This window comes from Fulvivirga sedimenti (assembly GCF_020328055.1).
This window is the reverse complement of the sequence record NZ_JAIXNE010000006.1, coordinates 180,386-203,813: the sequence shown is the minus strand read 5'-3', so window position 1 is coordinate 203,813 and position 23,428 is coordinate 180,386. Positions and strand designations below refer to the sequence as shown.

At 42.5% G+C, this 23,428-nt stretch carries 20 protein-coding genes; 15 read left to right on the top strand and 5 right to left on the bottom strand.

Annotation, left to right across the window (positions count from 1 at the left end):
• Positions 1 to 117: 117 nt before the first annotated feature.
• Positions 118 to 831 carry a LytR/AlgR family response regulator transcription factor gene (locus LDX50_RS26875; protein WP_225699383.1) on the bottom strand — a complete coding sequence of 238 codons (714 nt, stop codon included), beginning with the start codon at positions 829 to 831 and terminating at the stop codon, positions 118 to 120.
• Positions 832 to 835: 4 nt separating this feature from the next.
• Entirely contained in the window at positions 836 to 1,888 is a 1,053-nt protein-coding gene (locus LDX50_RS26870) for a sensor histidine kinase (protein WP_225699382.1), read from the bottom strand.
• Positions 1,889 to 2,260: 372 nt separating this feature from the next.
• Between LDX50_RS26870 and gldJ the strand changes: the two genes are divergently transcribed.
• The gene (gldJ, locus tag LDX50_RS26865) at positions 2,261 to 3,508 is read left to right on the top strand and encodes a gliding motility lipoprotein GldJ (protein WP_225699381.1); all 1,248 of its coding nucleotides are present in this window, start codon (positions 2,261 to 2,263) and stop codon (positions 3,506 to 3,508) included.
• A gap of 55 nt (positions 3,509 to 3,563) precedes the next feature.
• Here the strand turns inward: gldJ and LDX50_RS26860 are convergent, their stop codons facing one another.
• Entirely contained in the window at positions 3,564 to 4,208 is a 645-nt protein-coding gene (locus tag LDX50_RS26860) for a ComF family protein (RefSeq protein WP_225699380.1), read from the bottom strand.
• A 33-nt stretch (positions 4,209 to 4,241) separates the two neighbouring features.
• Here LDX50_RS26860 and LDX50_RS26855 point away from each other — a divergent pair, with 33 nt between their 5' ends.
• From LDX50_RS26855 to LDX50_RS26790, 14 genes are all read left to right on the top strand, one after another.
• A complete protein-coding gene (locus tag LDX50_RS26855) occupies positions 4,242 to 4,586 on the top strand; it encodes a carboxymuconolactone decarboxylase family protein (RefSeq protein ID WP_225699379.1) in 345 nt (114 codons plus the stop codon).
• Positions 4,583 to 4,972 carry a hypothetical protein gene (locus LDX50_RS26850; RefSeq protein ID WP_225699378.1) on the top strand — a complete coding sequence of 130 codons (390 nt, stop codon included), beginning with the start codon at positions 4,583 to 4,585 and terminating at the stop codon, positions 4,970 to 4,972. The genes LDX50_RS26855 and LDX50_RS26850 overlap by 4 nt, the downstream gene beginning before the upstream one ends.
• Positions 4,973 to 4,996: 24 nt before the next feature.
• Positions 4,997 to 8,455 (top strand): coiled-coil domain-containing protein, encoded by a 3,459-nt coding sequence (locus LDX50_RS26845; protein WP_225699377.1) that lies wholly within the window; start codon positions 4,997 to 4,999, stop codon positions 8,453 to 8,455.
• A gap of 8 nt (positions 8,456 to 8,463) precedes the next feature.
• Positions 8,464 to 8,865 carry an ATP-binding protein gene (locus LDX50_RS26840; RefSeq protein WP_225699376.1) on the top strand — a complete coding sequence of 134 codons (402 nt, stop codon included), beginning with the start codon at positions 8,464 to 8,466 and terminating at the stop codon, positions 8,863 to 8,865.
• 4 nt (positions 8,866 to 8,869) lie between these two features.
• A complete protein-coding gene (gene ybeY / locus LDX50_RS26835) occupies positions 8,870 to 9,286 on the top strand; it encodes an rRNA maturation RNase YbeY (RefSeq protein ID WP_225699375.1) in 417 nt (138 codons plus the stop codon).
• A gap of 73 nt (positions 9,287 to 9,359) precedes the next feature.
• Positions 9,360 to 11,219 (top strand): tRNA uridine-5-carboxymethylaminomethyl(34) synthesis enzyme MnmG, encoded by a 1,860-nt coding sequence (gene mnmG, locus LDX50_RS26830; protein ID WP_225699374.1) that lies wholly within the window; start codon positions 9,360 to 9,362, stop codon positions 11,217 to 11,219.
• Positions 11,216 to 12,091 carry a class I SAM-dependent methyltransferase gene (locus LDX50_RS26825; protein WP_225699373.1) on the top strand — a complete coding sequence of 292 codons (876 nt, stop codon included), beginning with the start codon at positions 11,216 to 11,218 and terminating at the stop codon, positions 12,089 to 12,091. Before mnmG ends, LDX50_RS26825 begins: the two co-directional genes overlap by 4 nt.
• Before the next feature lie 44 nt (positions 12,092 to 12,135).
• Positions 12,136 to 13,764, top strand: a complete 1,629-nt coding sequence (locus LDX50_RS26820) for an Ig-like domain-containing protein (protein WP_225699372.1) — start codon at positions 12,136 to 12,138, stop codon at positions 13,762 to 13,764.
• Positions 13,765 to 14,172: 408 nt separating this feature from the next.
• Positions 14,173 to 15,960, top strand: coding sequence for a tetratricopeptide repeat protein (locus LDX50_RS26815; protein WP_225699371.1), 1,788 nt, complete (start codon positions 14,173 to 14,175; stop codon positions 15,958 to 15,960).
• Positions 15,961 to 15,971: 11 nt separating this feature from the next.
• Entirely contained in the window at positions 15,972 to 17,696 is a 1,725-nt protein-coding gene (locus LDX50_RS26810; RefSeq protein WP_225699370.1) for an AMP-dependent synthetase/ligase, read from the top strand.
• A complete protein-coding gene (locus LDX50_RS26805) occupies positions 17,693 to 18,181 on the top strand; it encodes a nucleoside/nucleotide kinase family protein (RefSeq protein ID WP_225699369.1) in 489 nt (162 codons plus the stop codon). The genes LDX50_RS26810 and LDX50_RS26805 overlap by 4 nt, the downstream gene beginning before the upstream one ends.
• Before the next feature lie 168 nt (positions 18,182 to 18,349).
• Positions 18,350 to 18,535 (top strand): hypothetical protein, encoded by a 186-nt coding sequence (locus LDX50_RS26800; RefSeq protein ID WP_225699368.1) that lies wholly within the window; start codon positions 18,350 to 18,352, stop codon positions 18,533 to 18,535.
• A 1-nt stretch (position 18,536) separates the two neighbouring features.
• Complete coding sequence (locus LDX50_RS26795; protein WP_225699367.1) at positions 18,537 to 18,992, top strand: hypothetical protein; 456 nt, start codon at positions 18,537 to 18,539, stop codon at positions 18,990 to 18,992.
• Positions 18,993 to 19,062: 70 nt separating this feature from the next.
• Complete coding sequence (locus LDX50_RS26790) at positions 19,063 to 20,286, top strand: pyridoxal phosphate-dependent decarboxylase family protein (protein ID WP_225699366.1); 1,224 nt, start codon at positions 19,063 to 19,065, stop codon at positions 20,284 to 20,286.
• On the opposite strand, the gene LDX50_RS26785 is transcribed toward LDX50_RS26790, so the two are convergent.
• Positions 20,287 to 22,977, bottom strand: a complete 2,691-nt coding sequence (locus LDX50_RS26785; RefSeq protein ID WP_225699365.1) for an ABC transporter permease — start codon at positions 22,975 to 22,977, stop codon at positions 20,287 to 20,289.
• Entirely contained in the window at positions 22,977 to 23,309 is a 333-nt protein-coding gene (locus LDX50_RS26780; protein ID WP_225699364.1) for a PadR family transcriptional regulator, read from the bottom strand. The genes LDX50_RS26785 and LDX50_RS26780 overlap by 1 nt, the downstream gene beginning before the upstream one ends.
• Between the last annotated feature and the right edge of the window lie 119 nt (positions 23,310 to 23,428).

The following is a 23,428-nucleotide window of genomic DNA, read 5'->3' as shown; positions in this document are numbered from 1 at the left end:
TGCACGGAGTATTGACAATTCCGTGCCAACGGGTGAAAACCACACTTCTTGCATTTTTGGAGGGTTTTGGATGATGAATCTTTCCCAAATTGGGAAAAACAGTCTTAAAATAAGACGTTAAAAGCTCATTAATTCCTTAAACCGCTGGGTCTGGCGCCTGCTAACATCTACTTCATGGCCACCTTTCATATAGATTTTAATGCTCCCGCTGAACCACGGCTCTATACGATCAACCCATTTGAGATTGATGATCTGCTGACGGTTCGCGCGGAAGAAGGTTTTGGGATCCAGCCGGGTTTCAAGGTAGTTAAGTGTGCGGGGTATCATTGGTCGCTGGTCTTCAAAGTATATCTTAGTATAATTTCCGTCGACTTCAAATAACCGGACATTTGACAACTGTACAAACCAGCAACGGTCGCCATCTTTCACAAAAACCTGGTCATCTATTCCCATTCGTTCCCCTTCAAAGGATTCCTGTTTGTCCTTCCTTTCAACGACCTTGTTGATAGCCCCTGCCAACCGGTCCTTTTGCACAGGCTTCAAAAGATAATCAAGTGCATTGAATTCAAACGCCTTGATGGCATACTCATCATAGGCGGTGGTAAAAATAACATCCGGTGTAGCATCCAGCTCTTCCAGTAATTCAAATCCATTTTTCCCTGGCATCTGAATGTCTAGAAAAATCAAATCCGGTTTATCCGTCTCAATCTTTTCTATAGCCTCCAAAGCATTTGCCGCCTCACCAACCACCTGAACATTATCGAAATCCTTCAGAAGGCGTTTCAGTTCATTGCGGGCTAATCGAGAATCATCAACAACAAGAGCTTTCATGTTCTTATTTATTTAAGGGTATGGAGAATGAGGCCGACACAAACCGATCGTCCATGTTTTTAATTGTTAGGTCAGACAATTTACCAAAAAGTAACTTCAATCTGTCGGAAGCATTCCTTAATCCAATACCGGTGCCCTGTATCCCTTCCTTAAGCTGACCTGTATTAATGACTTCTACGATCAGGTGATCCTTGTTAAGACTTGATTTAATATTAATAAGGCCTCCCTCCGGTAAATTTGAAATGCCATGTTTGATCGCATTTTCTACCAGTAACTGAATCGCCATTGGCGGAATCATCATCTCCAGGGTCTCCGGTTTGATCTCCAGTTTATATTGCAGGCGGTCCTCAAACTGGATTGACTCCAGGTTCAGGTAATTCTGGACGATCTCAAGTTCATCCTCCAGACTTACGCGTTCCTTATTATTAAACTGAATGCTGTAACGAAGTAATCCCGAAAGGTGGGTGATCATATCTCGCGCTTTCTCGGGGTTCTCAATAACCAGCGATCGGATATTATTCAGACTGTTAAAAATAAAGTGCGGATTAACCTGGGATTTCAATGCAATCAGTTCGGCATCCTTCACTGCTGCCTCCAGTTGCCACTTCTCCACTTCGCTCTGCTTATAGTTTACAAAGAGCTGGAAAATAAAATAGATCATGGACCATGACAGAACCACTATGGATAGGTTCATGGTTATGACCAGCACAATACCAAGGGTGAGCGGTTTATCTTCCTCAACGGGAAAATAATAGGAATTGATTGGCAGAACAATAACCGCCCACAGCATTGCGATCAGCACAGATGCAAGCGATATCCGAACAGCCAGGTTAGTAAGAGACAAATTCAGCCATTGCTTCCGTTTGATATAACCCCTGTATATATGCGTAAGTATAAAACCTACCAGGGTCACATTTGCATAACCCGCAATAACCTGCCAGCTAAAGGAAACAAAATATGCGGCGACAGCCGTTTGTATAATGAAAAAGCCTCCCCAGCCAAATATCTGGGACAGCCAGTACAACTTTTCTCTTTTTATATGTGTTAATACCTGCATAGGAGTTACCTCTGGTCGGTTAACCGAATATAGGTTACTACAAGATTAAAAGAAATCCTGTAATCAACGTTCACAGATTGAATATGCGGTTTAAAAAACCATTCAATGGTTAATATAAGACCTCGCTCCGGCGAAGTTTACATGAGCGATATAATATTTTTTAATTTTTTAAGTTATAACATTGCCCCAAAGGCCTGAAAATAAGGTGATCCGGGGCTATTAACGTCAAAAAGCGTTCAAAAACACATATTTTGTTACGTGGTATGACAATTCTGAATTAGAAATACTATTTTGGCTTTCCGTTAGATCAAAAATACCGACGGTAAAGCTTTTTTAACGAGAATTAAATTTTTTTAAATAAACAAAACAGGTATGAAATTTACTGCCAGCTTTTTAAAAGGTGCTTTTTTAGTTGTAGGTAGTTCTGTCATCCTCTCTTCTTGTTTTGTGGGAGGGAAAAGTCGACCGACTAGTGTTCACCCGGGTGCGGTGAGTACAGCTACTGGACTAGCTTACAATGATGAAGACAACAATGGATTTATGGTAAATCCATATAGTGGTCAGCCCGAAGGGCCCAACCTCGTATTTATCGAAGGTGGACGGGCTGTTGTAGGATCCTACGAAGAAGATGTGATGAACAGACGCGATAACATCGAAAGAACTGTTTCGGTCGCTTCTTTTTATATGGACGAAACCGAAATCGCGAATATTCACTGGTTGGAATATCTCCACTATTTGAATGTTTCAGATTCATCGCGCGAAGTATATCTAGCCGCACTTCCGGATACCACGGTATGGGAGGAGCGCTTAGCTTATAACGACCCGTATACGGATCACTATCTCCGTTATCCAGGTTTCCGTTATTTCCCTGTAGTTGGGGTAAGCTGGGTTCAGGCGAACAATTACTCTGAATGGCGTACAAGAGCTGTTAATATGAAACTGGCAGAAGATGCTGGTGAAGAATATGCAGAAACAGACGGCCGTATTCCATTGGAATCAGGAGTTGTATTGCCTAATTACCGTCTGCCTTCTGAAGCAGAATGGGAATATGCGGCGACTGCCCTGATCGGAACTCAGTGGCTCGATGAAAACCAGACACATCAGCGCATTTATCCTTGGGATGGTCACGCGTTGCGTAATCCTTATGGAAAAGAAATGGGATATTTCCTTGCGAACTTCAAGCGTGGTCGTGGTGACTATGCCGGTATCGCCGGAAAACTAAATGATGGTGCACTTATCACTTCATATATTTATGAATTTCCTCCTAACGATTTCGGGCTGTATAACATGGCTGGAAACGTAAGTGAGTGGGTACTGGATGTTTACCGTCCGATGTCTTTCCAGGATTTCGATGATCTTAACCCGATCCGTCGTGATGGATACATGGATGAAACGGTAAACCCTGTTACCGGAGAAGTATATTATAACAGTGATGAGGAAACAAATCCTGAAGGATTTACTTCACTGATCACCGATAAAGCCCGGGTTTATAAAGGCGGTAGCTGGAAAGATGTGGCTTATTGGTTATCTCCCGGAACCAGAAGATATTTGGATCAGGATTCATCAACGGCAACTATCGGATTCCGTTGTGCAATGATCCGCGCTGGCTCGAATTATTAATTATAATATTTATACCTGAGAAAATCCCTCTCCCTTTAAAGGAGGGGGATTTTTTTTATACCGTTGCCATAGCAATAATACCCAGGCGGGTTACGCCGGCTTCAAAGAGACGCTCGGCACAGGTCTGAAGCGTGGCACCGGTCGTTACCACATCATCTACCAGGATTACGCCCGAAGGTACCGGTCTGCCTGACAGATGAATTCCTTTTTCAAGAGCCCTCAATCTTCCAATCCGTGACCTTTTGGTTTGAGATTGCCTCGGGCCGTTTCTTTTGAGTATTTCGGTATTGACTTTGTGGCCGGAAGTCTCTGCTATGCCTCTTGCCATAATTTCTGCCTGGTTAAAACCACGCACCCTTCGTCTTGCTGCATGCTGGGGTACCGGAACAAGCTCTCCGCTCATGCCGGTGATCCTCCCGCCCACATCATTTCCGATTTTCCGGCAAAGATCAACCCGTCCTTCATATTTTATGGCATGAATGATCCGCTGAACTTTTCCGTCATTAATAAATTGCCAGTGAACATAGTATGCCGAAAGAGGAAACCAGAATTTTTCAGTGAATGCTTTGAGTATAAGCGCAGATGGCGGTCTTAATTCGGTTCGGCAATGCAGACATAACACCTCTTCTTCCGTCCTGAGATACCGGCCGCATGCGGAACAATGCCGGGGAAAAATCACCGAAACAATATCGGAGAGCATTCGTTGCTTATTTGATATATTTGTTAAAAACATATGAGTAATCAAGTAGAAGAATTCAACGGATACCGTCAACGGATGAATGAGGAAATTTTATCCGCGGATAATAAGGTTATAAAAAGATTATTCAACCTGGATACAAATACATATGCAGACGGTGCCCTGAGCAGTGAAACCAAGGAATTGATGGGCCTGGTAGCATCGATGGTATTACGTTGCGACGATTGTGTGAAATATCACCTTGGAAAATGTCATGAAATGGGATTCAGCAAAGACCAGATCTTTGAAGCATTTGCCGTTGCCAACATTGTCGGGGGAACAATTGTTATTCCTCATCTGAGAAGAGCTGTTGAATACTGGAACGAGCTGGAGAAATCATGATTAAAAAAGACCTGAGCCTGGAAAGAAGCTGGCAAAAATTGCTGGATGCGTTAAAAACCATGATCGGCAAGCGACCGGGAGATTTAAACAGCGTGCTTTTTCTTATCGGCGTTCAGGAATTGGGCAAGGGAAAACACCATTTCAGCAAGGAGCAGAAACAGGATCTGATGCACATTGCCATTTGCCGGATTCTCAGTGCATCAGGCTTTTACGAGCTCGAGGGACTCGACGAAGAAGGCTGGCCACACTGGAAACTGGTTAAACCACTTCCCCATTTCGATCTGTTGGAACAGGAAAAATTACTTAAACTCCACGTAATTGATTATTTTAAGGAAGAATATGGCATACAAGTGGATGCAGAGGATGATCGGAACAAAGAATTCTGATTTTACGTATTAGAAATACCCGGGATGGAACCACGCAATACACATATAAATCAGAAAATCCAGCAATATAAACGACGGTATTACTATCGTTTGCTGTTGCAGGGTTTGATGCTGGGCGCTGGTATTCTGCTGAGCATTTTTGTGTTTGTGATTTTACTGGAAGCATTATTCCATTTCAGTTCCGTAATTCGTGGAATATTACTTTTTGGATTAATTGGCACATTCATTTTCGTGTGCGTAAAATATCTGGGCACCCCTGCCCTCGTATTGTCCGGCTTAAAATCCGGAATGAGCGAAACAGAAGCTGCGTCACGGATAGGGAAGTATTTCCCGGGAGTTGGCGATAAATTATTGAACCTGCTACAGTTGCAACAGCAGGCCAATGGCTCCCGGGAACTTGCTGAAGCAGGTATACTTCAGAAACTTGAAGGTGTAAAGGGGCTGCAGTTTACAGAGGCAGTAGATTTTTCAAAGAATAAACCCTATGTGAAGTATGCAGTTGTTCCAGCAGTGGTGTTGATAGCCGTTGCCATCATCAGTCCTTCACTCATTCCGGATAGTACGAACCGGATTCTTCGCTTCACACAAGAATTCGTTCCCGAGGCTCCATTTGCATTCACGATTGAAAATAACTTGCTGCGCGCCTTCAGAAATGAAGATTTCGAGCTGGCATTCCGGCTCGAAGGCCAGAATATTCCTGATCATGCATATCTGATCGATAAAGACCGAAGGATTAAATTGTTTCCCGACGCTTCGGGAACATACCGGTATACCTACCGGAAAATCCAGTCAGACAGGCAGTTTGCCATTGAAGCAGCCGGATTTACATCCTCCTCCAATGAAATTGATGTGGTTGACCGGCCGGATCTATTAGGTTTCGACGTAACGCTCACCTATCCGCCCTATTTAAACCGTAAAAACGAACGTCGTGAAAATGCAGGTAATTTACGCGTTCCGGAAGGCACAAAAGTCACCTGGATGTTCAATACCCAGACAACCGACAGCCTCTCCATATATTTTGGAGACGAGGTGATTCCTGCTTCGAATATTGAGAGTAATTCAAATGTCTTTACATTCACCCGGGATTTGCGAGAATCACATGCGTATAAAATTTTTCTGAGCAATACTTATGGTACAAACCGCGATCCTATTGTTTTTGAGGCAGAGGTTTTAACCGATGAGTTTCCTCAGATAGCAGTTGACGTTTACAAAGATACTTTGCGGTATGATTTCGTTGCCTTCCGTGGTGATGTATCGGATGATCACGGAATACGGCAATTGATGCTTTACCACCGAAACCGTACAGAAAGTGCTGCAGGAGAATTCAGGAGGGATCCTATTCCGGTATCGGATGTTCCCAATCAGCGATTCTATTATCAGTGGGATCTGGATTCCCTGGATCGTATACCGGGAACAGAACTGGAGTTTTATGTTCGGGTATGGGATAATGACGGCGTTAATGGAATGAAATCCCAAAAATCACCCGTGTTTGTATGGCGGATTCCCGGAGCCGAAGAAATTGATGAAGAATTGGAGCGAATAGCCGAAAAAACCTCCAACACACTGGATAAAACAATCAATAAGGCCGAAGAGCTGGAGAAAAGAGTTCAGGAAGCAGAAGAACGTCTCAAGGGAAAACGGGAACTCAATTTTCAGGATGAAATGTTCATGAAGGAGCTTCTTCAAAAAAGGCGTGAGCTGGAACAGGCGATTGAACAATTACAGGAACAAAACAAGGAGTCTCTTTCACAACGCGATCGATTCAATAAAGACCAGAACGAACAGATAAAGGAAAAAGCAGAGCAATTACAGAAGTTGATGGATGAATTGCTGGATGAAGAAACCAAAAAGCTTTATGAGGAATTGCAACGGCTACTCGAAGAACAGCGGAACATCGATGAATTCAGACAAAATCTTAGTGAACTAAATCGGAAAGAAAGTAATCTCTCGAAAGAGCTGGAGCGGACACTTGAACTTTTCAAAAGACTGAAGCTTGAACAAAAGACACAGGAGGGGCTTGAAAAATTAACGGAACAGCTGCGCGAACAGGAGGAATTGCTGAAGAAAACTGAAAAGGAAGCCGGGGAAAAGGATTTCAACGAAAAAGCAAATGAACCGGATGACAATGCTGAAAACAAAGACGGACAGGAAAATAAAGGAGATGATAGGTCACAGGAGGGCGATCAGCAGGACAAGGATCAGAATGCGCAACAGGATAAGCAAAATAATGATTCTGGACAAAACGAAGAATTATTAAAAGAACAAGAAGAATTACAACAGAAATTTGAAGAATTAAAAGAGGATATAGAAGAAATAGAAGAACTCAATCAGGATTTAAACCGTCCCCAGTCATTACCTGATACCGAGGAAGAGCAGCAGGAGATCTCAGAATCACAGCAGAAGAGCAAGGAATCCCTGGAGCAGAATAATAAGAAGAGCTCGCAGCAATCTCAGCAAAAGGCCGTTCAGAAAATGAAGCAAATGAAGCAGAAGATGGAAGAGATGCAGTCTTCAATGGAAATGGATGTTATGATGGAAAACATGGATGATCTTCGTGACATCATGCACAATTTGCTTACGTTATCATTTGATCAGGAAGAGTTAATCGAAGAGTTTAAAGATGTGCAGCAGAGTGATCCCCGGTTCGTAACGCTCGGACAGGAACAATTAAAAATCAGAGATGATGCACAGGTCGTAGAAGACAGTCTTTTGGCCCTTGCGCAGCGTGTATTTCAGCTCCAGGCATTTGTCACACGCGAAGTGGAAAATATGAATTACCATCTTGATAAAAGTCTTGAGGGCATCAAAGAGCGGAAAAAGCCAAATGCTGCCTCTGAACAGCAATTTGCTATGACAGCTATGAATAACCTTGCCTTATTACTTGATGATGTGATGGAACAAATGCAGGATGCAATGGCCAATCCGAGCGGTCAGGGTGGCAAACCCGGTCAGAAACAACCCATGCCCTCGCTCTCAGAATTGCAGCAGCAACTCAATCAACAGATACAGGATCTCAAAAACAGCGGTAAATCAGGACGGGAACTTTCAGAAGAACTGGCCCGACTTGCTGCAGAACAGGAACGGATCAGGCAGGCCTTCCAGGAAATGCAGCGGCAGTTTATGATGGATAATGAAGGAAACAAAGGAAAGGAACCCGGACAGGGCCTTCCGGAGAAAATGGAGGAAACGGAAACTGATCTGGTTAATAAACAATTAACTGAAGAAATGATCCAGCGTCAACGGGATATTCTTACACGAATGCTCGAATCTGAAGACGCACTGAGGGAACAGGATAAAGACGAACAACGTAAAGGGGAAACCGCAAAGGACTACGAGAATATCAAACCGAAGGCGTTTGAAGATTATTTCAAACTGCGTGAACAGGAAATAGAATTATTACGAACTTTGCCCCCAAAACTATTCCCCTATTATAAAAAAGAAGTTAACGAATATTTTAAAAGACTGGGTGATACCGGCAACTAAGAAATTACATGAAGGCTATAAAAATTGAAATTCCTTCTTTACCTGAGAACATTCGTATGATCGAAAGTTTTATTGATAATGCAAAGGAAGAGTTTCAGCTCGAAGATGACATTTATGGAAACATAATGATCGCCGTAACTGAAGCTGTAAATAATGCCATCGTTCACGGAAACGGGAATGACACAAATAAAAACGTAGCGCTTACTCTGCAAATACTTGATCACAGGATCAAGTTTACGGTACAGGATCAGGGTAACGGATTTGATTATTCCACTCTTCCGGACCCCACGTCGCCTGAAAACCTAACCAAACCCGGCGGTCGCGGCATATTCCTGATGAAAAACCTGTGTGATCAGGTGTCGTTTAAGGACAATGGGAAAGTGGTGGAGTTGGACTTTTATATGAGCTAAGGCCTTGATTTCCTATTTCAGCGAGGATATAGAATTTGAACTTAACAACCCTGTTAAACACAGCGAGTGGATTATGCGTATCGCAGAAAGTGAAGGAAACTCCATTGAAGACCTGAATTATATTTTTTGCAGTGACTCCTTTCTGCATTCACTCAACCTTGAGTATCTCAACCACGATACACTTACCGACATAATCACTTTTGACCTCAGGGATACGAACACAGATCCGGTTACTGCCGATATATTCATAAGTATTGACCGCGTACACGAAAACGCGATAGACCAGGGCCTTGAATTCACCGACGAACTGGACCGGGTAATGATTCACGGATTACTTCATCTTTGTGGCTATTCCGACAAGTTGGAAACAGATAAATTAAACATGCGCAAAAAAGAGGACGCTTGCCTATCTTTGCGTTGAAATAGTTCCACGTGGAACTTTTCAGAAAAATGATTCATTGATGTTCCACGTGGAACACTTATAATAATAACATATGTTCAGGGAATATGATGTAGTGGTTGTAGGCGGCGGACATGCCGGTTGTGAAGCGGCTCATGCGGCTGCCAGAATGGGATCATCCGTGCTTTTGGTAACAATGAACATGAACACTATTGCCCAGATGTCGTGTAATCCGGCTATGGGAGGTGTGGCTAAAGGACAAATTGTACGGGAAATAGATGCGCTTGGGGGTATGTCGGGAATTATTTCCGATAAATCTATGATCCAGTTTCGTATGCTTAACCGGTCTAAGGGACCTGCAATGTGGAGCCCGCGAACTCAAAATGATCGAATGCGATTCGCTGAAGAGTGGCGATTAGCACTGGAAAGAACTCCTGGTGTTGATTTCTGGCAGGAAATGGCTACGGGCATCACTACTAAAAATGGTAAGGTTACTGGTGTGGTTACAGCCATGGGACATGAAATACCGGCAAAGGCTGTGGTTCTCACAAATGGTACTTTTTTAAACGGTATTATTCATATAGGTGAAAAACAGTTTGGCGGAGGCCGAAGTGCGGAACGCGCATCAAAAGGAATAACTGAACAACTGGTATCACTGGGCTTTGAATCCGGTAGAATGAAGACGGGCACTCCCCCACGTGTCGACGGACGCTCACTTGACTATAGTAAAATGGAAGAACAAAAGGGTGATGACATACCCGGCAAGTTTTCCTTTTCTGATACAGCACCCTTAACGGAACAGCGATCATGTTATATTACATACACAAACCCTGAAGTTCATTCAATACTTGAGACAGGTTTCGATAAGTCGCCCATGTTCAATGGTCGTATACAAGGAGTAGGTCCCCGGTATTGCCCTTCGATAGAAGATAAAATCAACAGATTCGCCGAGAGGGACCGACATCAGATATTCGTTGAACCAGAAGGTTGGAATACAGTAGAAATATATGTTAATGGTTTTTCTACCTCTTTGCCTGAGGATGTTCAGTACCAGGCCCTTCAGAAAATACCGGGTTTTGAAAATGCTAAAATGTTCCGGCCAGGATATGCGATCGAATATGATTACTTTCCCCCTACGCAATTACAATTGTCCCTTGAAACTAAACTTGTGGAAAATCTCTTTTTTGCAGGCCAAATTAATGGTACAACCGGTTATGAAGAAGCTGCATGCCAGGGGTTAATGGCTGGTATTAATGCCCATCGTAAGATCAAAGACCTTCCCGTATTTACCTTGAAACGATCTGAGGCCTATATTGGCGTTCTTATTGATGATCTAATAAATAAGGGAACTAATGAGCCATACCGGATGTTTACATCACGGGCTGAATTCAGGATCCTACTTCGCCAGGATAATGCCGACCTTCGGCTAACGCATCTGGGTCATGAAATTGGCCTTGCTGATGAGAAACGTTATCAGCGCACGCTCGAGCGTAAAGCATCCATCCTTCGTGCTACAGATCAATTGGAGATGCTGCGCGTTGATCCTTCCATAAATGATAAACTTATCAACTTCAACAGTGCTCCCATCTCCCAGAAGATGCCAGCCGTACAGCTACTTAAGAGGCCTGAACTTTCATTTTCACAACTGCGGGAAATTTCAGGCGATTTAAACCAGGCTTTCTCGTCATTTCCAGAAGACATACTCGACCAGATTGAGATTCAAACGAAGTATGACAGCTACATTAAAAAAGAGGAAAGCCTTGCCGATAAAATGCTATCACTCGATAATCTCAGAATCAAAGATAATTTTGATTATGATCTTATCTCATCCTTATCTTCCGAAGGCCGGGAGAAACTCAAGAAAATCAGACCTGAAACCATTGGTCAGGCGTCGCGTATATCAGGAGTGTCACCGGCAGATATCTCCATCATTATGGTACATATTGGAAGATGAAAAAATCTGATATGATTTGTCAGGCATGTGGAAATCAATCACTGCAGCATTATCTTACCGTAAGAGATCATTTTCTTAGTAAGGAGGAGTTCGATTTACTTCATTGCATCCATTGCGATATGCTAACAACTTATCCTGTCCCCGAAGATATATCGCGGTATTATGATTCCGAGGATTATCTCTCACACCAGTTTACCAAAAAAAATCTTATCACAGCACTCTATAAATTTATCAGAGATGTGCAGGTAAATAACAAACTCGACCTCATCGGTTCCTATCATTCAGCGGGCAGCTTACTCGATGTTGGATGCGGAACCGGATACTTTCTTAAAACAGCGCAGACAAACGGCTACCATGTTTCAGGTGTCGAGATTAATACTGGCGCAAGACAGGTTGCGCAGGAATTAATCCAGATTCCTATTTATGCATCTCTATCTGATATAAAGGAGTCTGCATTTGATATCATTACTCTATGGCATGTCCTGGAACATCTCCCTAAACCGGTAACTCAATTTCAAAGGCTACACAGTCTTCTTTCCTCTAAAGGAACATTACTCATCGCTGTACCTAACTACAAGAGTAAAGATGCCGTCCATTACAAGGAATACTGGGCTGGTTATGACGTGCCGAGACATCTCTACCACTTTTCACAACAGAGTATTCACAAGTTGGCTGATAAAACCGGTTTCATTATTGAACGTGTTGTTCCAATGAAATATGACTCATTTTATGTATCCTTACTTAGTGAGAGGTATAAGAATTCAGGGCCTACTGCCTATATCAATGCTTTTATTCAAGGAATGAGATCCAATATGTCCGCATCAGGTTCAACTGAATATTCCAGTTTAATTTATGTACTTCAAAAAGTATGATAAGAAATTATTATATACTTTTTCTTTGCTGCATACTATTCACCATGTGTGCCAAAACATCACAGCCAACAGGAGGTCCAAAGGATGAAACACCACCTGCACTCATCAGTATTACACCTGAAAACGGAACGCGTAATTTTACCTCCCGTGAAATCAAACTAGTCTTTGATGAAGATGTCCAGGCAAAAAATGCACGAACCCAGATTCTCATCACACCTCGTACCGATGTTAGTTACGAACTAAAAGTCAGAAGAAACGAGGTAACGCTCATATTTGATTCATTACTCGATGCCAATACTACCTATACGATAAGCTTTCGTGAAAGCATTCAGGATCTTACTGAAGGCAATCCTCCAGAGCGTTTACAATTGGCTTTTAGTACGGGCCCGGAACTTGACAGCCTCTCTTTGTCAGGTAACGTATATAATATACTTGATGGAAGTATTCCTGAGAAAGCCACTGTCGTGCTATATCGTTCCACAGATACCACAGACATTTTTACAGATCTCCCTTACTATTTTACAGAGACAACAGACAGTGGAAAATTCCTATTACAAAACCTTAAACAAGGAGACTATAAATTATATGCCATTAATGATAATAACCGGAACCTCAAAGCTGAATCCTCCAAGGAGCCGTATGGCTTCATTCCCGGTTTAATTCGTGTGGATACTACAGCCACCACATATTCAATACCACTCGTTAATCTCGATCTTGGTAAACTACGTTTGCTCAGTGCCCGACCATCCGCCAGTATATACCTAGCTAAATTCAACAAGTCTTTCATAAGCTACACCGCAGAATCACCTGATACAGTCATTTCTCAAATTGATCCGACTGATCCGACCGTTCTTCAATTTTTCCCTTCTGCTTCATATGCCGAAGGAGACAGTGTTCAAACTATTATATCAGTGACCGACAGTCTTGGCTACAGTCTTACCGACACTGTATATACACGATTTAATTTATCTTCAACAAGAAGATCCGATTACAACGTAGGAACTGTTATCTCTCCTGTTTTTGTTTCCAGGCCAATTGTTAATGCTGAACTCAACTTTACAAAACCAAGTTCTCTATTCAAATCTGACAGTCTATATATATTTATAGATTCATTAAATATTATAAACTTTGATACTTCCCATTTCAACTGGAATACGAACAGAACACAGTTAAGAATTACTTACTCCCTTAATGCAGATTTATTCAAGACTCCTGATAATACGGAGGAAGTAAAGGCACGGGATAGAAATGCCAAACTTCCTTATCTGCATATTGGCAAGCAGTCATTTTTAAGTGTACAGTCAGACACCATTAAAAGCAGATCATATCAACTCTCATTTTTAAGAGAACAGGATGTTTCTACATTAATTGTCAACCTCCTCTCAGATGAATCTAATGTTATTATTCAGCTTCTTGATAGCCAAAACAAAGTTTACCGTGAATTCTTACAGGAAGGTCGAAAACAATTCACATTTAATAATCTCCCTCCTGGCGATTACACCCTAAGAGCAGTAATTGATACTAATCAAAACGGAAAATGGGATCCCGGTAATTTCCTGGAACAACTTCCACCGGAGCCTATAATTCATTTTGTATCAGCCGGCGGGGAACAAATAATGAACCTTCGGGCTAATTTTGTCCGCGAAGAAACTCTTCAAATCACCGGTGAATAAATTGTTAATAACTGTGAATAAAACAGGGCTTATCAACGTTGTATTACGAATAGGCTAAACATTTAATTTTCGCGTGTTAATTACTTACTGTATCTGGAAGTTATACGCTTCACTATCCACGTCCAATTTAAATTATTTTACAATTCCAGGTTATCCACATAAATCTTCAAACATGTTCATAACTAATATATATCATTACTAATCAGATACTTATAAATTTTATATATGTGTATAAGTATTGTGAAAAATCCAACGCTTATACACTACTCACACAACCAAACAATACAGTAAACAGTTATTAACATATCCACAGACATAACAATAGATAACAATTAATTTATATATACTTATATTTAATATTGAAGTGTTGAAAGTGTGAATAAATACCTGACTCTTATATTGATTTTCTTGTCAACCGGCCTCTTTGGTCAGGATACAAAATCTATACAGCTGGCCAATGAATATTATGGTCAGGGTGATTTTGATAAAGCCAGGGCCATTTATGAGAAGTTGGTTGCGAACCAGCAAAATATACCACTTATCCACAGCAATTACTTTTTTCTCCTCCTGGAGACAGGAAGTTATGACGATGCCGAGGATTATCTGGATAAGCTTTTGAAACGGAATCCTGAAAATATTTATTACCACCTTGATCTTGGTTACTTGTATTCAGACCGGGGTGATGAGGATAAAGCCCGAAAGAAATTCCAGGAGATCAGGGAACAGGTGAAGACACGCCCGCATCTGGTTCGCATCGTAGCAGATTATCTCATCAATAAACAATTTATGCAGGAAGCGGTTGAGACATTTCTAACGGCAAGAAGGGCCTCGGGCAATCCATATGATTATTCCCTGGAAATGGCGAATATTTACCGGATCATGAATGAGAAAGATCTGATGGTTCAGGAATACCTGAATTATGTCAGTCAGAATCCCGGCAACCTGAAGTATGTTCAGAATACGCTTCAAAATCTTCTCACCGAGCCGGCGGAATTAGAGAGTCTGGAATACCTCCTTTATGATAAAATTCAGAAGAATCCTGACGAGAATATTTATAACGAATTGTTGATCTGGGTGCACCTTCAGCAACGGAATTTTTATGGGGCATTCATACAGGCAAGGGCTATTGACAAGCGTCTTCAGACGAATGGATCGCGATCCCTCAATATTGGAACGATTGCTCTTGACAATAATGATTACAACAATGCTATCAAGATCTTCAGTTATCTGATAAAGGAATATCCTGATACGTACAACTACATTCTGGCCCGTATGTATCTGATCCGATCCTACGAACAGCGGGTGCGAAATACCTTTCCGGTTGACAAAAGGGAGATCAGTAATCTGATTCACGACTATGATATTTTCATATCAGAGTTAGGGAATAACAGGAGTGCATATGAAGCTATGCGAAGCAAGGCCTTGCTGCATGCGTTTTACGTGGACGAAAAGGACAGTGCAATTCAAATACTTAATGAAGTAATTGCTGCACCCCAGGCAGGAGATGAACTGATTGCCCGTTCAAAACTTGATTTAGGAAACATTTACATTCTTGACGGCCAGCCCTGGGAATCTTCCTTGTTGTATTCTCAGGTAGAAAAATCACGAAAAGAGGATTTACTCGGATATGAGGCAAAACTTAGGAACGCTAAACTTTCTTATTACCAGGGTGATTTTGAACTTGCCCAGGCGCACCTTGATATTTTGAAGCAGGCAACCACGCGCACCATTGCTAATGATGCAATGGCCCTCAGCATACTTATTCGTGATAATTCCTATTTTGATTCCACCCAGGTAGCCATGAAGGATTACGCCCGGGTTGAGCTGTTATTATTTCAGAATAAGGACTCCCTTGCGATTGAGTTACTTGACAGTATGAAGCTCCGATATCCCCGTCATCCTATAAACGACGAGATTCTTTGGCTCGAAGCAAAACTTATGCGCAGAAGCGGTAATTTTGAAAAAGCTGCAGAACTTTTGGAGGAGATTTATGCCAGCTATCCCGAAGATCTTTGGGGTGACGATGCATACTTTACCCTGGGAGAAATATACGAGCGTAACCTGAATGACAAAGATAAAGCCATGGAAATTTATGGCGAATTTTTACGAATTTACCCCGGAAGTATTTATGTTGTGGAAGCCAGAAAGAGATATCGGTCACTAAGGGGTGACTTCAACTCAGATGGTTCTCTTTGATCCTTAACTCTATGGAAATTAACCGGCTTTTTGACGTCCTTTTTTATCAGTTGGAACAGTCGCCACTGGAAAGGGCACTGTCTGACCGTAAACCCAACGGATGGGTGCACTACAGTACTGCAGACCTTGTAAAGAGTGTTAATTCCTTAAGCGCGGGATTGCTTAATTATGGCATCCAGAAACAGGACCGTGTTGCCATTGCAAGTTATAATTGTTCGGAATGGGTTATAGCTGATAATGCCATTTCCCAGATAGGCGGGGTGAATGTACCCCTCTATCCCAATGCCTCGGCAGATGATTATCGCTACATACTGGATCATTCAGAAACCAAACTTGTCTTCTGCGGAGATCGCGAAATTCTGGCTCGTGTGGAAGAAGCCATTGCTGATATGACGTATCCTCCCAGAGTTGTAACATTTTCAGAGGAAGTGTCAGGAGATAAATCATGGAAATCACTGATGCTTGATTATGATGATTACGAATCTGTTATCGTTAAGCGCAGGGCACAGACCTTGCCAATGGAAATGGCCACTATAATTTATACAAGCGGGACTACGGGAAGGCCCAAGGGTGTAATGCTTTCGCATCGGAATATTCTTGCCAATTGTGATTCACTTACCCGATCCTATATTCTGCCACAGGCCGGTGAACGGCTGGTGAGCTTTTTACCACTGTGCCACATTTTTGAACGTACCAGTACCTATCATTATATGCGGCACGGGATTGAAATTTATTTTGTGAATGATCTTGACAACCTTGGGGATTACATTCGCGAAGTTAAACCGCAATATTTCAATACGGTACCCAGAATGCTGGAGAAGGTTTATGAAAAACTAATAGCTGCTGGAAATGCACTCACGGGTATAAAAAAGAAATTGTTCTTTTGGGCAGTTGGCCTTGCCGAAAAACACGAACCATATGGGAAGCAGTCCTTATCGTATTCCATACAATTAAAACTTGCCGACAAGCTGATCTATTCAAAATGGCGTATCGCCCTGGGCGGGAATATTAAATACATTATTTCAGGAGCAGCAGCATTACAGCCCCGGCTTGTTCGTATATTCTGGGCGGCAAAGATCTATGTGATGGAGGCTTATGGATTAACAGAGGCATCACCTGGAATTTCGCTTTCCTATCCTGAAAAGGGACTGGTCGTTCCGGGATGTGTGGGAAGGGTGATCGATGGCGTCGAGGTAAAGTTTGACGAAGATGGAGAGATTCTTGTGCGGGGTGAAAATGTGATGATGGGATACTACAAGAATCCGGAAGAAACTGCAAAGGTGCTTCATGGAGAATGGCTGCGTACGGGTGATGTAGGCGAATTGACCAATGGTTTGCTTCGTATTACAGATAGAAAAAAAGAGATTTTTAAAACTTCAGGAGGAAAGTATATTGCCCCGCAAAAAATTGAGAACCTGATGAAGGCGGCATCCGGTATTGAACAAATTCTTGTACTTGGTGAAGGCCGGAAATTCCCTTCTGCATTGATCGTTCCCAATGAAGCGTTTCTTAAGACCCACGCTGATATTGATCTACAGTCTCAGGAAGAAGCAATGCAACGGGATATTGAGGTATTTAATGATCGACTCGCTCAATATGAGAAAATCAAAAAAATCCGGATCGTTCAGGAAAATTGGGACGTGGAAAATGGTCTCCTAACCCCTACCATGAAGATGAAACGGAAGAAGATCCTTTCCCGATATAACGAACTGATCGAAAGCATGTATGACGAATGAGTGTCATAGGCATTGGCGGTACCAGCAGGTCGGGGAAATCTTCCCTCGCAATATCATTATCTGAGGTACTTGAGAATGCAACAGTCATTCATCAGGATGAATTTAATGCCGAAATACTACCCCGTATTCGGGATCATGTCGACTGGGAAATTCCCGCAGCCGTAGACTTCAAAAAGATCATTTCCAGCATTGAGGAGAAACAGCTTTCTTATGATCATATTGTCGTTGAAGGCATTCTGATTTTTGCGCATCCCGGGCTGAACTCACTGTTTGACAAGCGAATCGTACTGACTATTGATGAAGAATCGTTTAAGAAACGAAAGCGGCTAGACCTGCGATGGGGGCAGGAGCCAGAATGGTATATTCAGCATATTTGGGATTCCCACCTTGAATATGGCTTTCCACCGCAAAAATTCGATCAGTTGGTATTGAACACCAGTACTTCCATAGACATTGACCAGGCAATAAATTACATCCGGCGCTAAATCCGTTGTTTCAAAATCGGGTGAAATCATTTCAGCGCCTGTAATGCTGGCAGAAAAGCCTCTTAATCTTACGCGAAAAAGAAATCAAAACCGTTTCGACCTAAAATGCCGGTAACCATCATAGGTTCTGCTGTATCAACCGGTACGATCATTTTTTACTTTGATACTATGCGATATACAACAGCGACAATTTTGGTTGTCTTATTTTTTGCTGTTTTTGCCTGCTCGCAAGAGAAACCCTCCAGGGATCAGGAAAGCGGGCATTTAAAAATTCAATATGAGCCGGCAAGGCAACTTCAGATCAAGGCCGTTCAAACGGAAGCTGAAGTGGATAGCCTTTTAAATATCATATGACATGATGAGAAAACTAATTCTGTATACATATTTTTTATGTGGTTGTTTTGCTGTTAGCAAACTCCATTCACAGGGCAGAGCAAAGGATGATTTCTTTTTTTCAGATCGGCAACAGCCAATGGACTCTCTTCAAAAAGAGGAAGAATCATCTGTAAGTCTCCAGTTGGAGGACGACCGGATGAAATCAGAGGCCTTTGTTTTCACAGATTCCTTCCAGCATAAGATTGAATTGGAAAAAATCATTCGGGATAGCTCTGCTAAACTTGAAAAAATGCTGAGCAGAATAAATGAGAAACAGATGCATTTAAATTCACTTCATGACAAAGGAATTCTAACGAATTCTGAGCTGGAGCTGAAGAATGTACAGATTAAACGTGCGTTGATGAAATGTGAGGAGCTTCGGATTCACATACAGGGAGCGAAAGGCGTATTGAGCCAATTGAACCCTGGCAGTTAGCAGTTATTGATGAATTCCGTGGCAGCATCAATTCAATTTCCTGATATTTGTAAAATTATCAGGGAAAAGGATGAAATACTGGCAAAAGCTATCTCAGGATCAAATTAAAGCCCGCGTTTTTGCTGCGCTGGATGAAAATGTAGACTACTATACAGAAAATATTCTGGGTGTACCTGCATCCCATCTGGACAGCAAGGTTTTTAATAATGATGAACCTTTTCTGAAAGAAGCACCCTTCCTGGCTACACTTGTTCATAATCCGAATCATATCGGATGTCATACGCTCGACAGATCAGAAAGTGCTTTTCATGGTACGCAGAAGATTGAACGGGAAGTGATCGAACTTTGTGCCCAGGATATTCTGCGCGGAGGCGATACAGATGGGTATGTAGCTGCAGGTGGTACCGAGGCTAATATGCAGGCGATCTGGATTTACAGGAATTATTTTCTGGATCAATACAAAGCCAGCCTTTCTGAGATTACCATTTTATCTTCGGCAGATACACATTATTCTGTTGATAAAGCGTGTGATGTCTTTGTTCTTGATCAATATAAAGTAGCTGTCGATCCTTCCACACGCAAGATTCTCCCGTCCGACCTTGAACGAACTATTGATCTGGCATTGCTGGATGGAAAAAAATATTTCATAGTGCTGGCCAACATGATGACCACCATGTTTGGTTCGGTCGACGATCCCGATGTTTACATTCAGGCCTTAACTGCGAGAGATCTGCCATTTCGATTACATGTGGATGGGGCATACGGGGGATTTTTCTATCCGTTTGCAAACCCAAACCACAACCTGGATTTTTCCAATGAACATGTAACCTCCGTTACCCTTGATGCCCATAAAATGGTGCAGGCACCCTACGGCACAGGTATATTCCTGATCCGTAAGGGCTTTATGCACTATACCAATACGCGGGAGGCCAGCTATGTTGAAGGAGAAGACTATACACTCTCCGGAAGTCGTTCCGGGGCGAATGCCGTCGCCATCTGGATGATTCTGATGAAGAATGGCCCATACGGATGGAAAGAAAAAATACTGATATTGCTTAACCGGGCGCGCTGGCTATGTGAGCATCTCGATAAACTTTCCATTTCATATTTCAGGAACGAATTTTCAAATATCGTAACGATCGACAGTTCCTGTATTTCAAAAGAGATCGCTGAGGAATTTGGCCTTGTGCCCGATAACCATCACCATCCAAAATGGTATAAAGTTGTTATTATGGATCATGTGGTTATCGAACGACTGGAGCCGCTGATAAACAGGCTGGCCGAGTCCCGTTAATTATTCGCTTTTGATGATGTCTGCCGGGTTTGAAAGTGCTGCACGAATGGCCTGGTAACCGATCGAAACTCCCGCAATTGCAAAGGCAACAAATCCTACGATCAAATAGATTTCCCATCCAATACTGGTTTTGTATTCGAAGGAGACCAGCCAGCGACTGATCATATACCAGGCAAACGGAACTGCGACAATAAATGATATCAGCACAAGCTTTCCGAAATCCCGGGAAAGCAACATAACAATGGTTTGATTCGAAGCACCTAAAACCTTCCTAATACCAATCTCCTTGGTTCGTTGCTCGGTGAGAAAAGTTGCCAATCCGAATAGCCCCAGACAACCGATCAAAACTGCAAGCACGGCAAATATGGTAATGATGTCGCCAAGACGTTGTTCGTTCTGATACATGGACGAAAATTCATCGTCAAGGAAACCATAGTTGAAGGGCACTCCGCTATTCAATGCTTTCCATTCTTTTTCAGCAAAAGCAATCACCTCGTCTGTATTGGTGCTGTTGAATCTAAAGGATATCAGGCTGGAGTTATTGCCAAGTTGAAACATCACCGGTGAAATCGCCCTGTGCATATCGTTAAAATGAAAATCTTTCATAACACCCACTACTGTGTATGTATTAAATGAATCAGGGTAGGATTCATTGGTGCGCGGATTATACGCAAATGACTGCAGCCTCCTCCCGACCGGATCATCGAGCCCGAATGCTTTTACGGCAGTTTCATTCAATAGAACAGCCGTTGAATCACTTGGGAATTCAGGTGAAAAATTCCGGCCCTCAATAATTTCCATTCCCATGGTATTTACGTATTGGTCGTCGACAACCCAGACCTGTGAATTGACCATACTCTCATCATCGATTGCTTTGCCTTCTTCCCAGTAGGTGGCATCGGAGCGGTTCGAACTTGTAACGGGAAGAAATCCTGAAACCGAACCGTAGCTGATGTTCGAGGATGAAAGAACATTATTGCGGTATGCGTCGAGATCATTTCCAAGCATATACGCATCCCGAACGATCAGGACCTGCTCTTTGTTGAAACCAAGTTTTTTGTCACTGATGTAATTGAGCTGTTTGTACACTGCCGTGGTACCCAGCAGCAGGGCAATCGTAATCACGAACTGAAGTACAACCAGTGCACTGCGGATCGGTGCGCCTGACCGGCTGTTTAAAATTTTACCTTTAAGCACCTGCACCGGGCGAAATGCACTCAGGAAAAAGGACGGGTATAAACCGGCCGCTATTCCCAGGAGCAGTATGCCAGCTGCACTCAGCACATAGAACAACGGGTTGTTGAAAGGGATTGCCAGATCCTTCGATGCGATCTGATTGAATGAAGGGAGAAAGATCTGTGCGAGGAATACAGCAATGACAAATGCAAGGGCAGTTAACAACACCGATTCGGTGAGAAACTGGCGCATAAGATGGCCGCGAATGGACCCCAGTACTTTCCGGATTCCCACCTCCTTTGCACGGGTAGTTGACCGCGCGGTTGAAAGATTCATGAAGTTTATACATGCTAGAATAATGATCAGAAAGGCAATCGCTGAGAATATATAAATCTTCTGTATATCACTGGTGGGCCCTATATCGAATGTATAATTTGAATACAGATAAACAGCCGGCATAGGCTGAAGAGTGTATTCAATTCTTGTACCTGCTTCTTTTGCCGCCTCAAAATCAACACCTACAAATTGCTTTACCTGGGGGCCTACATATTTATCGACCATGGCAGGAAACTTTGATTGCAATGCCCCGGAGGAACCTTTTTCACTCAGCAAAACATAGGTATAAAAATTATTGCTCAGCCATATAGGACTGAAGCTCTCCTCCAATGATTCCATGGATACAAGAATGTCCATTTGAAGATGGCTGTTCGAGGGGAAGTCCTTAAAGACCCCGCTTACTACGGCTTGTCGGTCACCGTCCAGGAGTACCTGTCGGCCCAGGGCTTCGGCAGACCCAAACAGGTTTCTGGAAGTGGATTCACTGATGACGACTTTGTTCGGACCCTTCAGGGCATCTGCCTCATTGCCTGCGATGAACGGAACCGTGAAAATTTTAAAAAAGGTGGAATCCACGAAGGCAAGGTCGTCTATCTTAATGTTATCGGCAGATTCAACAGGCCGAACCAGAAAACTCCCCTGTTTACGGATTCTTACGGTATTTTCTACTTCCGGAAATTCAAGACGTAACGCCGCCGCAAGTGGAGCGGGAGCTACCGGGAAGGTAAAATCATTATCACCGAAATGGACATCTGAGATGATTCGATAAATACGATCACGATTTGTATGAAAATTATCATACTGGAGTTCATTGATAATGAACAGCACGATGAGCATGCTGGCGGCAATACCTGTTGCCAGTCCGAATACATTTATAAACGAATAAAACTTCTGCTTCTTAATGTTTCGGATTGCGATTTTTAGATAGTTCTTAAACATGATGGATTGTTGTTGTTGAGTTTTGATGTTTTCGTGTTGAATTTCTGTAATACCTGATGATGCTCCAAAGGAAGCCATGACCGCTTGATAGGCTTCGAAGAATCGCTGGCCCCCGTCCATACGCTCTTCAATGAGTTCGCAGAAATGATCAACAAGCTCGTCCGTAAGGTCATCCGCTACGATGCTGCGGCGCTCGATCTCGTTTTTGATGAAATCAATATGGCTGTTGTTCAATGCCATCAGACAGGACTAATATCAAGTACGTAATACATAGTTTGAATGAAGGAACGGAATGCATCTACTTTTTCTGTAACAATAGATTTACCTTCAGTGGTGAGATAATAATATTTCCTGATGCGCTTCCCGTTCTTTTCACGGCGGGTTTTTAGCAGTCCTTCCGACTCCAGTTTATGTAATGTCGGGTAAAGGGCTCCCTCCGTCACCAGAATGCTGCCACGTGATAATTCTTTCACCTTTTGGGTGATCTCGTATCCGTACATCTCACCGTTATTGGATAAAAGCTGCAGAATAATGGTCTGTAAAGTTCCCTTAAGTAATTCTCTGTCATGCATATGTTATGAATACATTGGCTACTTAGGTATATACTGTAATGAGTCCTGTTAGGTTGCATTCAATAGAAAAAAATACTAATTATAGTATGCATGCATAACAAATTGGTTATATTTGACGT

What these genes read in the sequence shown, in the direction of transcription:
- LDX50_RS26820 (WP_225699372.1), top strand. Translation starts at nt 12,136, where the DNA reads ATGTGTGCCAAAACATCACAGCCAACAGGAGGTCCAAAGGATGAAACA.
- LDX50_RS26825 (WP_225699373.1), top strand. Translation starts at nt 11,216, where the DNA reads ATGAAAAAATCTGATATGATTTGTCAGGCATGTGGAAATCAATCACTG.
- LDX50_RS26800 (WP_225699368.1), top strand. Translation starts at nt 18,350, where the DNA reads ATGCGATATACAACAGCGACAATTTTGGTTGTCTTATTTTTTGCTGTT.
- LDX50_RS26795 (WP_225699367.1), top strand. Translation starts at nt 18,537, where the DNA reads ATGATGAGAAAACTAATTCTGTATACATATTTTTTATGTGGTTGTTTT.
- LDX50_RS26850 (WP_225699378.1), top strand. Translation starts at nt 4,583, where the DNA reads ATGATTAAAAAAGACCTGAGCCTGGAAAGAAGCTGGCAAAAATTGCTG.
- LDX50_RS26845 (WP_225699377.1), top strand. Translation starts at nt 4,997, where the DNA reads ATGGAACCACGCAATACACATATAAATCAGAAAATCCAGCAATATAAA.
- LDX50_RS26780 (WP_225699364.1), bottom strand. Translation starts at nt 23,309, where the DNA reads ATGCATGACAGAGAATTACTTAAGGGAACTTTACAGACCATTATTCTG.
- mnmG (WP_225699374.1), top strand. Translation starts at nt 9,360, where the DNA reads ATGTTCAGGGAATATGATGTAGTGGTTGTAGGCGGCGGACATGCCGGT.
- LDX50_RS26840 (WP_225699376.1), top strand. Translation starts at nt 8,464, where the DNA reads ATGAAGGCTATAAAAATTGAAATTCCTTCTTTACCTGAGAACATTCGT.
- LDX50_RS26805 (WP_225699369.1), top strand. Translation starts at nt 17,693, where the DNA reads ATGAGTGTCATAGGCATTGGCGGTACCAGCAGGTCGGGGAAATCTTCC.
- LDX50_RS26870 (WP_225699382.1), bottom strand. Translation starts at nt 1,888, where the DNA reads ATGCAGGTATTAACACATATAAAAAGAGAAAAGTTGTACTGGCTGTCC.
- LDX50_RS26875 (WP_225699383.1), bottom strand. Translation starts at nt 831, where the DNA reads ATGAAAGCTCTTGTTGTTGATGATTCTCGATTAGCCCGCAATGAACTG.
- LDX50_RS26810 (WP_225699370.1), top strand. Translation starts at nt 15,972, where the DNA reads ATGGAAATTAACCGGCTTTTTGACGTCCTTTTTTATCAGTTGGAACAG.
- gldJ (WP_225699381.1), top strand. Translation starts at nt 2,261, where the DNA reads ATGAAATTTACTGCCAGCTTTTTAAAAGGTGCTTTTTTAGTTGTAGGT.
- LDX50_RS26790 (WP_225699366.1), top strand. Translation starts at nt 19,063, where the DNA reads ATGAAATACTGGCAAAAGCTATCTCAGGATCAAATTAAAGCCCGCGTT.
- LDX50_RS26785 (WP_225699365.1), bottom strand. Translation starts at nt 22,977, where the DNA reads ATGGCATTGAACAACAGCCATATTGATTTCATCAAAAACGAGATCGAG.
- LDX50_RS26855 (WP_225699379.1), top strand. Translation starts at nt 4,242, where the DNA reads ATGAGTAATCAAGTAGAAGAATTCAACGGATACCGTCAACGGATGAAT.
- LDX50_RS26860 (WP_225699380.1), bottom strand. Translation starts at nt 4,208, where the DNA reads ATGCTCTCCGATATTGTTTCGGTGATTTTTCCCCGGCATTGTTCCGCA.